Origin of the sequence: Alteromonas marina (genome assembly GCF_000808575.1) — a bacterium.
Lineage (GTDB): Bacteria > Pseudomonadota > Gammaproteobacteria > Enterobacterales > Alteromonadaceae > Alteromonas > Alteromonas marina_A.
In genome coordinates this window covers 82,532-96,378 of sequence record NZ_JWLW01000067.1, presented here as the reverse complement: position 1 = coordinate 96,378, position 13,847 = coordinate 82,532, and the positions used below count along the sequence as shown (strand labels likewise).

Annotated in this window: 11 protein-coding genes; 3 read left to right on the top strand and 8 right to left on the bottom strand. The window is 44.5% G+C overall.

The annotated features are described in order from the left end of the window. Window position 1 precedes the first annotated feature (1 nt). A complete protein-coding gene (locus RJ41_RS18210) occupies window positions 2-2,179 on the top strand; it encodes a phytase (RefSeq protein WP_084081965.1) in 2,178 nt (725 codons plus the stop codon). Between the two features lie 131 nt (window positions 2,180-2,310). Here RJ41_RS18210 and RJ41_RS18205 read toward each other — a convergent pair whose 3' ends face one another. The 4 genes from RJ41_RS18205 to RJ41_RS19440 form a co-directional block, all read right to left on the bottom strand. Continuing rightward, window positions 2,311-2,730 carry a CBS domain-containing protein gene (locus tag RJ41_RS18205; RefSeq protein WP_039223874.1) on the bottom strand — a complete coding sequence of 140 codons (420 nt, stop codon included), beginning with the start codon at window positions 2,728-2,730 and terminating at the stop codon, window positions 2,311-2,313. A 181-nt stretch (window positions 2,731-2,911) separates the two neighbouring features. Continuing rightward, complete coding sequence (locus tag RJ41_RS18200; protein WP_039223871.1) at window positions 2,912-3,979, bottom strand: isoaspartyl peptidase/L-asparaginase family protein; 1,068 nt, start codon at window positions 3,977-3,979, stop codon at window positions 2,912-2,914. Window positions 3,980-4,095: 116 nt separating this feature from the next. After that, a complete protein-coding gene (locus tag RJ41_RS19445) occupies window positions 4,096-4,515 on the bottom strand; it encodes an Hpt domain-containing protein (protein ID WP_039223868.1) in 420 nt (139 codons plus the stop codon). A 45-nt stretch (window positions 4,516-4,560) separates the two neighbouring features. Beyond that, window positions 4,561-4,980, bottom strand: a complete 420-nt coding sequence (locus RJ41_RS19440; RefSeq protein ID WP_240485831.1) for a response regulator — start codon at window positions 4,978-4,980, stop codon at window positions 4,561-4,563. 232 nt (window positions 4,981-5,212) lie between these two features. Between RJ41_RS19440 and sbcB the strand changes: the two genes are divergently transcribed. Both sbcB and RJ41_RS18180 read left to right on the top strand, forming a co-directional pair. Continuing rightward, window positions 5,213-6,643 (top strand): exodeoxyribonuclease I, encoded by a 1,431-nt coding sequence (gene sbcB / locus RJ41_RS18185; protein WP_039223863.1) that lies wholly within the window; start codon window positions 5,213-5,215, stop codon window positions 6,641-6,643. Between the two features lie 125 nt (window positions 6,644-6,768). Continuing rightward, on the top strand, window positions 6,769-8,424 hold the full coding sequence (locus RJ41_RS18180; RefSeq protein WP_039223860.1) for a FapA family protein: 1,656 nt from the start codon (window positions 6,769-6,771) through the stop codon (window positions 8,422-8,424). Between the two features lie 76 nt (window positions 8,425-8,500). Here RJ41_RS18180 and RJ41_RS18175 read toward each other — a convergent pair whose 3' ends face one another. From RJ41_RS18175 to RJ41_RS18160, 4 genes are all read right to left on the bottom strand, one after another. Next, complete coding sequence (locus RJ41_RS18175) at window positions 8,501-9,937, bottom strand: diguanylate cyclase (protein ID WP_240485830.1); 1,437 nt, start codon at window positions 9,935-9,937, stop codon at window positions 8,501-8,503. Window positions 9,938-10,041: 104 nt separating this feature from the next. After that, on the bottom strand, window positions 10,042-11,277 hold the full coding sequence (kynU, locus tag RJ41_RS18170) for a kynureninase (RefSeq protein WP_039223858.1): 1,236 nt from the start codon (window positions 11,275-11,277) through the stop codon (window positions 10,042-10,044). Then, window positions 11,267-12,394, bottom strand: coding sequence for an alpha/beta hydrolase family protein (locus RJ41_RS18165; RefSeq protein WP_052235517.1), 1,128 nt, complete (start codon window positions 12,392-12,394; stop codon window positions 11,267-11,269). The genes kynU and RJ41_RS18165 overlap by 11 nt, the downstream gene beginning before the upstream one ends. 93 nt (window positions 12,395-12,487) lie before the next feature. Then, entirely contained in the window at window positions 12,488-13,663 is a 1,176-nt protein-coding gene (locus RJ41_RS18160) for a thiolase family protein (RefSeq protein WP_039223857.1), read from the bottom strand. Window positions 13,664-13,847: the final 184 nt, after the last annotated feature.

Below are 13,847 nucleotides of genomic sequence, written 5' to 3'. Positions count from 1 at the left end.
AATGACAATGAATAACAGAAAAACAAAAGGGCTGCTCCGCGCAGTAGCAAAGGCCGTCGTTTTTACCGGTGCTCTAGCCACACTTTTTAATTGTGCAGTTCAAGATAAAACAGACTCAAAAACCCAAAGCAAGTCTTCAGGCACTGTACTTAAGCTCACACACCTTAAAGAAGGTTTTAAGCAAACGCTTTATTACCAAAACAATGATCAAGCTAACGCTTACAAAGACACCCATGCTAGCAACACAAAAACTACAGCGCTTACAAAGACACCCATGCCAACAGCGTCTTACAAAGACACCCATGCTATTGACCTTCAAATAAACGAGCATAAAGGCATTTCACTAACTAACAGCCAAGGTAAAACTCATTTTATTAAAGGAAGCTATGTTGTTGCACATGCTGAAGTAGCTAGCTCGGCGAACAAGCAATGGGTGTCTTTGGTAGTGTTTAACAACAACACGCAACAAATTGAAGCGTATCGCATATCTGTTGACACCATGGCGGTGCAACAGCAGCTTAGCGAACCCGCAAAAGGCTCAGAGGCCATATGTGCAGCAATGGGCGCGCAAGGACATCCGCACATTATCAATGTAGATGCAACGGGCACTCTCAATCAATATGAACTGCACCATGATCGCTTTTTGTCGCTACGCAGCTTTTCCATAGGCCCTGGCATTAAGAGTTGCAGTGTTGACCTTGTTTCGCAAAGCATCTATTTGGCCGACGAATTCGCCGGGGTATGGAAGGTTAACGCCAATATAGAGAGTGAGTTAGAGAAAACGCTTATTTTTCATGAAACAGATACACCAGTCGAAGGCGTGAGCGTCTTACCCTCAACTACCCTAAATTCAAACAGCAGCCTTGTTGGTTGGGTAAGCCCAGATAAAAGCGGCCTATGGCTTCAAAATCAATGTCATGCTGAATTCGTAACGTTAATGCGCGACGAAGATGGAACCGCTGAAAGCATAGAGCCTGAATTTATTCACTTAGCCACTTTTGAAAATAAAGAAGGGCCAGGAATTACTGTGGTAGTAGATGATGACGCATCGGGCAGGGTTTATTCAGCAGCACTGTCGGCTGATTCGGCCGCTGTATATTTTAACGATGGGTGTCTGGCTAAAAAAGGCGGTGTCGCTCAAAGCGACAAGGATATTCATATCCAACATAAGGTGGTCAAGGTTTTGCCCTCTGCGCAAACTCAGCCTGTACAAAACTTTGGTGATGCGGCTGATGACCCTGCTATTTGGGCAAATTCGCAGAGCCCTTCAGAAAGTCGCATCATTGGCACCGACAAAAAAGGCGCATTGGTTACTTACGATCTTTCCGGCCAGCAATTTCAAAGCCTGCCGATAGGAAGAGTCAATAATGTTGATGTCGGGTATAACGTTGCAGTAGCCAATGTGAACACCGCCAGCGCAGAAGAATTTACTGATATTGCCGTTGCTTCAAACCGAACACATAACAGCTTGTCTGTTTTAGAAATAGACTCTAGCGGTAAACTCAGACATTTAGGTGAGATTAAGACAACGCTAAGCGATATTTACGGAATGTGTCTTTTTGTCAATAAAGGGATAGCTCATGTGTTTGCAAATGATACCAGTGGTCGCTTCGAGCGATATGAATTATCAATCAACCAAGGCAAAGCCGTTGAAGGAAAGTTAAGTCAGACCTTTTCTCTTCCATCACAGCCTGAAGGGTGCGTGGTAGATACCCACACCAATACAGCTTACCTCGGAGAAGAGGCCGCAGGTATCTGGGTGCTAGATATCAGCTCTACTGATAATACACCTACATTTATTTCAGCAATAACCCCGCCAGTTGAAGCTGATATAGAGGGTTTGGCACTATTTACCGTTGATAACAAGAAATACCTCATCGCATCAAGTCAGGGCAATAACAGCTACGCCATCTATCACATACATGAAGAAAGCCCTAAAACGCTAACACTTATGGGGCTAGTTGAAATTGCTGCTGACAGGACAAAGCAAATTGACGGGGTATCGGAGACTGACGGACTGGAAGCAACGAATGCCGACCTTGGCGGTGCTTTCACCGAAGGACTTTGGGTTGTACAAGATGGCCGAAACGTAATGCCAAGCCAAAATCAAAACTTTAAACTGGTCGCAGGTTCAGCGCTTAAAGATGCCATAAGGGAGCTCGTAGAACCTCAAGACTAAGGGCAAGCGATTTGAGTGACGAACTTATTGCTGAAACAGAGCTGCGCCTTGCAGGCGCAGCTCGCTAACACATGGCCAATTTCGCATTAGCGCGCTGATAGTGATTAAAAGGAGCGCAAACCTGATATGGGCTAGCCAGCTCTCTGATAGCCATCGTTCAATTGAACGTCGATGGCGCGTAGCACAGCCGTTCGGTTAATTGAGCCTAATAGCACACCATCATCATCGACGACGGGGTAAACCCGTGGTTTTTCCTTAAGCAGCAATTGCGCTAGCTCTATTACTGACATGTAAGGTTTCACCGACACCACCGGCGTTTTCATGATTTCCCCTACCCTACAGATTTGCTCGCGATAATAGCTTGACGCAATCATTTGAGCGATACAGTCTTGCTCAGACAAAAAGCCTACCACTTTTCCTTTACTATCGAGTACCGGACCACCACTTTGCCCACTGGCTAACAACGCTTCGACAGCCTGCGCAACGGGCATATCGACATTAAGCTTCACTGGGTGAGTATTCATATAATCACTGACTTGCAACGATTCCATTTTCAATTCTCCAGCCGTGGCGCCTAATGTGACCGATACTGCGACTTATTTGGCGTTACGGCACTTCAATTATTTTTAACCACATGTGAAAGCAACTTTCCCCCACACTTTAAGATTAGACCTTTCGTTGCGTACAAGCCAGCACATTTAACATTAAAATAACAAATAGATTTTTCAGTGGTTAGTCTTTGTAGATTGCCACTTTCACATTACCATTTACATCAATGCTAGCGCGGTACATACCCGCAGAATTAAATGGCATTGCTACGTTGCCTTTTGCGTCAATAGCAATTACACCGCCATCACCACCAGCGTAAACTAACACGTCGTTCACCACGGTATTCGCAGCGTCGTTCAACGACAAACCTTGGTACTTCATTCGGGCACAAATATCAGCCGCCACGTTGTACCGTATAAAATACTCACCATGCCCAGTGGCCGATACCGCACAGCTTTCATTGTCGGCATAGGTGCCTGCACCAATTACGGGGGAATCTCCAATACGCCCGTATCGTTTAGCCGTCATTCCGCCAGTGGATGTTCCTGCGACAATGTTACCTTCACTATCCAACACCACAGCCCCGACGGTGCCAAAGCGTTCATTGCCTCGCTGTAAACCGTAACCATTTGAAGCTTGCTGCATACGCGCTTTCGCCTTATCTAAGGCCTGCTTGCGAAACTCAGTATCAAAAACGCTATTGTCTACCTGCTCAAGGCCGTTTTCTTTTGCGTAGTCTTCAGCCCCTTTACCGGAAAGCATAACGTGTGGAGATTCATTCATTACCAGTAACGCCGCCTCAATTGGGCTTCTTATCGTTTTAACGCCCGCTACAGCACCTGCATTTTTGCTGCCGCCATGCATAATCGACGCGTCAAGTTCGTGCTCACCGTTGAAGGTATACACCGCACCAATACCAGCGTTGAACAACGGCGAACTTTCAAGAATTTTGATGGTTTCTACTACCGCCACTTCACCTTTTTCGCCTTCCTGTAACAATGTGTAACCATGCTTTACCGCATGAGTTAATACCTTCTTGTAGTCCGCTTCTTTCTCTGGCGTCATCGATGATTTTAAAATGGTGCCTGCACCGCCATGTATAGCGATAGCTACGGGTGGTTTTCCTTGCGGTTCGAGATCAGCCGCAAATGCTGGAACACTTGTGAAAGCTAAAGAAACCGCCAGGGTGCTTATGGTATACAGAGTGCGGTGAATCCTATCTGGTTGGCAAGATAAGCGAGATGAAAACAAACGGGTTACTCCTTTAATAAAAAATACCGCTTCAAGTAATGATGTATGAAGCTAGTGCGTGGGACGTTATTATCCTATTCACAATAGCTTACGATGACACAGAAACGACAGACAAGCTAGGCCACCTCAAGAAGCTCTAAAAAGGTATTAAGATCGTCGCCAATGGAAGGGAGCTGCGCTTTTACTTTCACCCAATCGGCGACTTTTGACAACTCCCATAAGGCTTCGAATTCTTTTTGCAGCTGCACAGCGCCAATATCAGCTGACATGCCTTTAAGTTTAAGCGACAAAACTTGCACTTGCGTAAAATCTTGCCCTTCAACTGCCTTTTCCAAAAGCTTAAATTTCTCTGGGGCGTTTTGTGAATAAAGGTCACACACGCGAGTAAAAAGTGCCTTGTCCCCCATAATACGTTCGATAGCATCGTCTTTTTGCCAGTATTCATCACTTAAAGCGTTCAACCTCTGGTTTGGCTCTTTCTCGGGTTTAGCTGAAAGCTCACTGGGTTCAGCGTTTGCTAGGACATCGTCGCTCATATTATGTTTCCCTGTTTCATTGAAATCATCGGCTGCATCAACACGCTATTTAACTTCATTATCTATCGCACTGAGTAGGCTATCCACCAGCGGTGGATTGTTCTCATCATAGATACCTTGTTTTGCATTTTCTAAAGCCGGGCTTTGGATACCAATAATATCGGTGCTTACCAGTGATGTAACCTGGTGAACTAGCCACTGCCTCACTTTGGGTATGAGTACATCAGCAATTATGGGTTTAGTGGCAAAGTCGTTCATTCCCGCCTCTAAACACTTCTCTTTTTCACCAAGCATAGCGTTTGCAGTCATTGCAATAATCGGCACATTTACATGCATCATCCCTGCTTTCCCCGCACGAATAGCGCGGGTAGCCTGGTAGCCATTCATGTTTGGCATTTGGCAATCCATTAATATACTGTGGATTTTGCGTCCTTTACTTTTACATTTTTGAAGAAAAGCAATCACTTCTTCCCCGTCTGCGCAGGTAAATAACTTAAAGCTAGTAAGGGTTTTCTTGTTACGCAAGTTGACGGAGTAAAAATCACTAAAGGCGCCGAAAGTCGGAGCACTTACAGCACAAAAGCCAAATTTATATATTCTGCTTTAAACCTTTGGTATATAAAATCAACAGCATTTGGTATTCAATTTCTTGCGGTGTACACTGCGTGCAATATTTTTTTGATAAGCACAGGTGGTTATGCACGCACCTACATTTTTGTGGTACGACTTCGAAACATTTGGCACAAGCCCACAAAAAGATCTTCCTTGCCAGTTTGCCGCGGTAAGAACGGATATGGATTTAAATGTTGTGGGCAAGTCCATCAATATTATGAGCGCCATTGCCAATGATTACCTTCCTCATCCAGAAGCCTGTTTGGTGACGGGCATAACACCTCAGCAAACGATAAGGGATGGATCGAATGAGGCTGATTTTGCTGCGCGAATTTACCGAGAAATGTCGACCCCAAATACCTGTAGTGTAGGGTTTAATAGTATTCGATTTGATGACGAAGTGTCGCGCTACTTATTTTACCGTAACTTTTACGATCCCTACTCACGAGAATGGCGCAATGGGAATAGCCGTTGGGATATTATTGATGTAGCAAGAGCATGTTATGCATTAAGACCTGATGGGATCAATTGGCCGCAGCGAGAAGATGGCACGCCTAGCTTCAAACTTGAGTCGCTTACCGAAGCAAATAATATTGGCCACGAAAACGCGCACGACGCGCTAAGCGATGTTTACGCAACTATATCACTTGCCAAATTGATAAAAGAGAAGCAACCCCGTTTATTTGAGTACGCGCTTTCACTTCGCAATAAACACACGGTAATGCAGCAAATTGACTTGAGCAAACCCTCTGTACTTCTGCATATATCGTCGAAATTACCGGCATCACAGGGTTGCTGTACCTGGGTGATGCCCATCGCAAAGCATCCTACCAATTCAAATGCCATCATTGCCATAGATTTGTCGCATGATATCGACAGCTTAATAAACGACTCAGCCGAAGACATTGGTCAGGCGCTATATGCGCCAGCAGATACATACTCTGACGCAAAAGAGCGACCTGGACTGAAACTTATCCATATCAATCGCTCGCCTTTCATCACAACGGCTAAAGCCATGACGGAAGAAAACGCTGTCAGATTAGGGCTTGACCGTGAACATTGCCTTAATAATTACAAGACGCTTGCAAGCAAACCTGAGCTCGTAGCTAAGCTTGTTGAGGTATACAACAAAGAAGTCAGCAGTTCAGAACCTGATGTAGATCATGCTCTATATAGTGGTGGTTTCTTGAATGACGAGGATAGACGTTGGTGCGAAAGTGTTATCAATGCAAAGCCTGATGACCTTGCAACGCTTAGCGAAAACACTCAGCACGAGGGATTGCGCAAACAGCTGTTTAGGTATCGGGCACGAAACTTTCCAAATACGCTTACCGCAGATGAAATGACTAAATGGCAGTATCACCGCCAAGCACGGCTAACAGATCAAGCGTTTGGTGGCTCGATTACCTTAGAAAGCTACATGATGAGGCTTGAGTCTTTGGCGCACGAACACAGCGATAATCCTGACAAGCAGGCTATATTACGAGCGCTCTATCAATATGCTAAAAACCTTTGACGGAGATTTTATAACATCATAAATTAAACGTGCTTGGACAAAGGCGGTAAAGGATAAAACCTAGTCAAGGAATTGGTAACTTCCGCCGATAAGAACAATACACGTGCGCAAGGGAATAAGATGTCATGAACGGCGTAACAATAAGCTTCGATAAATCAAGAACCTATATCAACATTATGCTAAACCCTTCTGAGTTTACATCAGAGGTTGATATGCGTGAGGTTAGAAAGCAGTTAGAAAGCGGTGAAACTAAGCGTCTTTATGTGTCAGAGAAATCGCTCAAATCTGCCTGCGACACGGCGAACCATTACTTTAAAACGGGTGATGGTACCGTGGTTCAGGAACGTATAGGCGAACGAAAAAATGCAGAAGTTGAATTTCGTTTGCCTGAAAATGGCATGGTGGCAAATTTAGTGCTTACCACGCCATACGGCGGTAAGCTCCCTTCCCTCGCAACAGTAAAGTCGTTAGCCGTTAAAAATAGAGTTGTTCGCGGTGTCAGCACTAAAAAAATAGAAGCAATGCTGAAAGCAGCTAGAAATGCAGCGCCCGGTACAGTTTTAGAAGAAACCATTGCCAAAGGCCTTCCCGCTAGAAATGGCAAAAATTCTAAATTTGTTCCACTTGTCCCCAACGCGCTAGAACGCGTGCTTAGGCCACAAACCAACGAAGGCGAGCGGGTTGATATGCGTAACTTAGGCGAAGTCATTTGCGTGAAGGTAAACACGCCTGTTCTGCGCCGTACACCGCCGACAAAGGGCCGTACAGGCTTTGATGTGAAAGGAAACACTATTCCTGCTGTTCAAGGAGAATGGATAGATTTCAAAATGGGGACAGGAACGGTAGTGTCTGACAGTGACGCAAACCTATTAATGTCGTCAATTTCAGGAATGCCGAAATACCGCGATCAAATTATGAATATTGATGACACCTTTATCTGTAACGGCGTGAACGTTGGTACAGGGCACATAAACTATGAAGGTGCTGTATTAGTCAATGGCGATGTTACCGAAAAAATGCAAATCAAAGCAGCGGGTGATGTCACAATAAACGGCTTTGTTGAATCGGCTTATATTGAATCTGGTGGCGATATCATTATCACTGAAGGCGCCATGGGAAAGGTGAATGATAAGCAAGGTGATTTTCAGTGCAGATTAGTGGCAGCGGGAAGTATTCACGTTCAGCATGGGCAAGGTATCGATATCCAGTGCTCTGGTGATATTACTGTCGGAAGACAACTTGCCTACAGCCGCCTGCGCTGCGGCGGAGCAGTAATTGTGGGGCAAATTGATAAGCCTATGGGGAATCTGTTTGCTTGTGACATTATAAGCCAAGACCGTATTGAAGCGGGAACCCTAGGCGCCGTCTCCGGCAGTACTTTAAAAGTTGATTTCAGCCCTGGTTTTAATCAGTTGTTAGAGCGAAAAGACTCGCTTGACGAACTATTAAGACAAATTCGCGAAAACAACTTAAAACACAAAGAGAAAATTGATTTAATTCAAGCCAAAAAAATACCTAAAGAGCTGCAGCGTAAAGCCGCTGAAGCCCTTGAGCTTTTTAACAACGAAAGTGCATTACTTGAGTGGTTAGAAAACAAAGCAAATGATGTAAAAGCAGCGAAAGAGCACTATCAAGCAGATATCAAGCTTATTGCTAATAAAAGGCTCTACCCTGGTGTTTCTGCCAAGTTAAATAACAGAAACTGGCGTTCTGAAAGGGAGTATGACCGCGCTAAAATTCATTACGACTCTCACCAGTGGCATTATGAGCCAATCATTTAGTTAGCGCTCAGCTTTAATTGAACCTTTTAAAGCTGAGCTCCTTTCGATTTTAATCAAGTCGTTTAATTCTTATTCTCTACTGAGCAATGCTCACGTTACCATAGCCTTGTCGCTTAGATTGATATACGGCTTTAATGGTGCGCTCCAGCCAATCGGGAAACTCTTCTGCGTCTCGCAATTCAGACATACCAATAGCAACATTGAATTTATCCCCTAAAAGGAAGTGCGCAATTAGGCATTCAAGTAGCCTGTCTGCGAGGATTTTTGCTGAATCTAATTGGGTCTGAGGGCAAAGCACCACAAACTGCTCCCCATTGAATCGAGATACAACGTCTACCTCTCGTACCGTATTAAGGCAGTTGTGGGCTACCGCTTTTAACGCTTCTTCTCGAATAGACGGATCGTGCTTATATAAACCTTCATCAACAGGCGTTAAATCGATAGCGATTAAGGTTGCAGTAGTATGGAAACGATGGAAACGTGAAATCTCTTCTTCCGCACGTTGGATCATATGATTGCGATTGTACAACCCTGTAACATTGTCGTGTGCCGAAAGAAAACCTAATGTTTTGTTTTTTTCCAGCAAATTAGCTTGGAGCGCGCTTATCTCCTCATTCTTTTGCTGAATTATGCGCTTGTACCCACCAACATGACGGTTTCTCGAAATAAGCCAAAGCAGCCCCATCAATACAATGATAGAGCTCAGTATCATGACAGTATAATTGCGGCTGTATCGAATTTGCACATTATTCCATTGTTTATAAATTTCTACTTTTCGCGTCTCTGGAATGCGTTCTATTGCGGTGTTTAATTTGTCTACCAAGTAGCTGTAAGACTTGTTGATACCGAATGCTAGAGAGTCAAAAGGCTCTGCGTAACCTACGATGTCCAAATCTTCGAGTTCAAGATTGTTAATGTGCATATTCACGCTCATTAAAGAGCCTACCATCACATCAAATTCACCGTTTGCTAGTTGCTTTAACCCCTCTTCTTCAGAAGGGATGAGCTTTAGTCGCAGACCAGGATAATAGCGCGAAATATACTCGACCTGACGATATCCCTGCACTATCCCAACTGTGCGGTTACCAATGCCGGAATAACCTTGTAACATTGGCATACCTGCACGGGCAACAAGCACGTTGGGCGCTTCAAAATACGGCATACTGAAATCTAAAAACTGCTTGCGGTAGTCGGACGTGTTCAACATAGGAATAACTTGGCATTTGCCTTGTTGAACAAATTCTAAGCTTTCCTGCCAGCTTTGTGTTGGGACGAGCTTAAACTTAAGGTCAGCAAGTTCAGCGATAAGCTGCATATATTGGGCTGAAATACCAACGTGAATGCCATTTCTAATCGCTTCATAAGGCGCCCAGTTAGGGTCGATACAATAGGTTACTTCACTTGCTTTTTGAGAGGCTGATGGTTGCTGGGATTCCGACTGTGAAAGCGTACTAAAGAAAGTGGTTACCAGTAACAGCACTGTGCTGAGCAGGTTTTTTCTTATTTTTTTCAACTGCACACCCAAAAATTTTAAATAGATCAACAACAAATCAACCGCGGAGTATTAAGGGTAAATTCAAAAAATGCAATAAATTCGCTTATTACATCATTCTTTGACTATGTAACACTCTGTCGCTGCTTGAATATAGCCTGATCATATCGTTTTTCTTTTATAATTGCTGCCAGTGACATAACGGCTTTTTCAATATCAGCAAAACTCAAATACAACGGCGCAAAGCCAATGCGAAGAATATTAGGTGCACGAAAATCGGCAATAACACCTTGTGCAATCCATGCTTGGCAAATGGCATAGGCATCCTCATGTGCAAAGGCAATTTGGCTTCCTCTGTTATCCAGCGGCGGGCTTACAACTTTGAGTTCCTCTAGAAGACTCGCCCTTTTAGCCTCAACTATGAAAAATGCCTGTAATTTTTTCGACTTTTCGTCGATAGCCTTCAGTGACACATCATCGAACACATCAAGTGCTGCATCTAAGATGCTCATTCCGATAATACCCGGCGTTCCGCACAGGTTTTGTTTAACAGAGGTATCGGGGGTGTAATCGGGAGAAAAAGAAAATGGCGAGTTGTGCCCCATCCAACCAGATAACGGCTGTTTGTACCTAGCCTGATGGCGACGAGCAACATAAACGAAAGCTGGCGCACCAGGGCCGCCATTTAAGTACTTATAGGTGCAACCTACAGCAAAGTCTACATTACAGTCATCTAGGTACACAGGAAATGCCCCAGCACTATGGGCCAAATCCCAAAGCGTCAGAATTCCCTTACTTTGCGCTTGCTCAGTAATAGCTTTCATATCAAGCTTAAAGCCACTTCTAAAATTGACTTGAGTTAACATAAGTACCGCAATGTCGTCGGTCAGCTGCGCGCTAATATTACTTTCATCCACATATCGAATACTGTAATCATCGCCCAATAAATCCAGCAAACCTTGCACCATATAAATATCGGTGGGGAAATTATCCCTTGTTGTCGCGATCACTTTTCTTTCGGGATGCATTTTCAATGCAGCGCTAAGTACCTTGAAAAGGTTAATCGAAATCGAGTCGCAACATATCACTTGCCCTTGTTTCGCACCGACGAGCGTACCTATTTTGTCACCCACCTGTTGCGGTAATGATATCCACTGATGTTTATTCCAGCTTGTAATAAGACTTTCACCCCACTGCATTTTGACCACCTCACTTGCCCGCTTTTCTGCGTTTTTTGGCAATGGTCCTAGTGAATTACCGTCAAGATAGATTGTATTTTTTGGCAGTAAAAAGGCGTCCGCTTTACAAGAAAGTGGATCTTTTTCATCAAGTTGCTTGGCAGTAAAAACCTTATTTATCATGTTCACCTAAAACCTCAAGTAAAGCATCAAAGGATGATGAGTCGGGGTGGAGCCAGTCGAAATGCCCACCGTTTGTTATTATTCTATTTTTTGCGCCGGACATTGTAGCGTGGTGTTCGGGAACAATGCTATCTTCGTTACCTTGCAGTAAAGTAACGGAAGGTTGAATATCAGTAGCTACTGGCGTGGCCAGTTGGTACTCGTGTTCCTTTTCAGAGGGTAAGCCCTGCATAAATTGAGGCGTAGCGGTCTGACAGCTATTTTCTCCAAGTGCATAACTTTGCACATTTGTGATAGCGGCAAGCCCTATCACCTGCTTGATGTTTTTGCCTAAATCACTGCGCGAAAGTTGCTGTGCAGCAAGCAAGGCAAGATGGCCACCTGCTGAGTGACCTACCACAAAAATATTGCGGTAATCATCTGCCGTAACTATTTTTTCTAGCGATGCTTTCACTGCTTTTGTTACATCATTCAAGCTACCAGGCCAGCCACCACCCTCATCGCCAACACGCCGATATTCTATTGCGAAGACACCCATCCCTAATTCCGCCAACGCGTTATAAAATCCTTTAGCATGGTCGTATCCGTATGCGTTTAGCCAGCATCCACCATGCACAAAAATTATGGCGTCCCCAGCAACCCTACTCTGAACACCATTGCGGCCATGCCACACATACACTGTCTGAAGCGGGTCTTCGCCATAACTGAACTGAGAATCATGCTCCCTCATTGGCAAGACACCCAAGGCAGAATATGGAACCTGAGTCAGGAAGTGCGAGTTTGCATTCGAGTCTGGGTTTGGATGGATATTGGCGTGGGTGTCATTCGAAGAAACATTCAAGGGCGACTTCCGTTGATTAATGTGGGTGTCTTTGTAATTTAAGCTTGTTTGAGAGACATCCATCGCAGAAGAAGCAGCGACGTTAGCGTGAGTAATCGGCGTTGAGTCTGAATGAGTGTCATTCGAACTAGAGCTCAGTTTATTGATGTGGGTGTCTTTGTAACTTAAATTGATATCCACTTTCTGTATTGGCATCGCGTGAGTATAAGTTACAGGTGCAAAAATAATGAGCACCGTTAAAATGGCTGTACGGACTGGGTTGAGAGGGAATTTCATATTTGTCGATTTTATTTTTATTGAACCACAGAGTACCAGCGATGTGATGGTACTCCATGATTAATTTTTTGACATATTTACGCTCGTTTCAGCCTATAGCATTTCAATTGCAAGCGCTACGCCTTCACCACCACCAATACATAAAGATGCGATACCTTTGCGACCACCGCGTTGCTTAAGCGCGTGAACTAGTGTTACCAAAATGCGTGCACCAGAGGCTCCAATTGGGTGACCCAATGCACAAGCGCCGCCTTTAACGTTTACTTTACTTTCATCTAGTCCAAGCTTCTTGACTGCCAACATGGTTACCATGGCAAATGCTTCGTTAATTTCGAAAAGATCGACTTCTTCTTTCGTCCAACCTGCTTTATCCAGCACTTTTTCCATAGCGCCAACAGGCGCAACGGTGAAGTTTTCAGGTTCAATAGAATTTGTAGCGTGAGCAACCACGCGCGCAAGCGGTGCTAGACCAAGTTCATTTGCTTTGCTTTCGCTCATTACAACCAGTGCCGCTGCACCGTCAGAGATTGAGCTTGAGTTAGCAGCCGTGACCGTACCGTCTTTTTTGAAAGCCGGTCTTAGTGTTGGAATTTTTTCTGGGCGAGCGGAACCTGGGCCTTCATCGGTATCAACAACAGTATCGCCCTTACGAGAAGAAACTGTAACAGGTACTATTTCATCGACGAAAGTTCCGCTGTTTATTGCTTCATGTGCCTTCGAAAGCGAGCTTAGTGCAAACTCATCCATTTCACCGCGAGAAATATTTTCTTCATCAGCAGTATCCTGCGCGAAGCAGCCCATTGCTTTGCCGTCATAGGCATTTTCCAGACCGTCTAGCATCATATGATCAAGTACTTGACCATGGCCCATACGATATCCCGTTCTAGCTTTAGGCAACATGTATGGCGCATTACTCATGCTTTCCATTCCGCCTGCCACGACTGCTGTCGCACTGCCTGCTTTAATTAAGTCGTGCGCCATCATTACCGCTTTTAAGCCCGACCCACATACTTTGTTGATAGTTGTCACACCTGCACTAAGCGGAAGCCCCGCCCCCAGTGACGCTTGTCGCGCCGGAGATTGACCAAGACCAGCAGGTAATACACACCCCATGATGACTTCATCAATTACAGAGACATCCATCTCTTCACAGGCTGCTTTAATCGCAACTTCTCCAAGTTTGGTCGCAGCAAGCGAAGACAAATTACCGTTGAAACCACCCATTGGTGTGCGCTTAGCCGCGACAATAACTACTGATTCGTTACTCATAACCGTGCCCTTAAAATTCATTTAAATTATAGAGTTAAGTGAAGAAAACCACGTAGATGTATACAAAAGTAAACACCCCTAACAGCTACAACGCTTTACCTTCACCATGAAAAATTGACGTTAGCAAAATGTTACTTTACCTTAACGTAAAATGTAATTAACGTTAACGTAAACCTGTACTAAG

Coding starts and splice junctions, on each gene's coding strand:
- RJ41_RS18210 (WP_084081965.1), top strand. CDS start 2: ATGACAATGAATAACAGAAAAACAAAAGGGCTGCTCCGCGCAGTAGCA.
- RJ41_RS18205 (WP_039223874.1), bottom strand. CDS start 2,730: ATGGAATCGTTGCAAGTCAGTGATTATATGAATACTCACCCAGTGAAG.
- RJ41_RS19445 (WP_039223868.1), bottom strand. CDS start 4,515: ATGAGCGACGATGTCCTAGCAAACGCTGAACCCAGTGAGCTTTCAGCT.
- sbcB (WP_039223863.1), top strand. CDS start 5,213: ATGCACGCACCTACATTTTTGTGGTACGACTTCGAAACATTTGGCACA.
- RJ41_RS18180 (WP_039223860.1), top strand. CDS start 6,769: ATGAACGGCGTAACAATAAGCTTCGATAAATCAAGAACCTATATCAAC.
- kynU (WP_039223858.1), bottom strand. CDS start 11,277: ATGATAAATAAGGTTTTTACTGCCAAGCAACTTGATGAAAAAGATCCA.
- RJ41_RS18165 (WP_052235517.1), bottom strand. CDS start 12,394: ATGAAATTCCCTCTCAACCCAGTCCGTACAGCCATTTTAACGGTGCTC.
- RJ41_RS18160 (WP_039223857.1), bottom strand. CDS start 13,663: ATGAGTAACGAATCAGTAGTTATTGTCGCGGCTAAGCGCACACCAATG.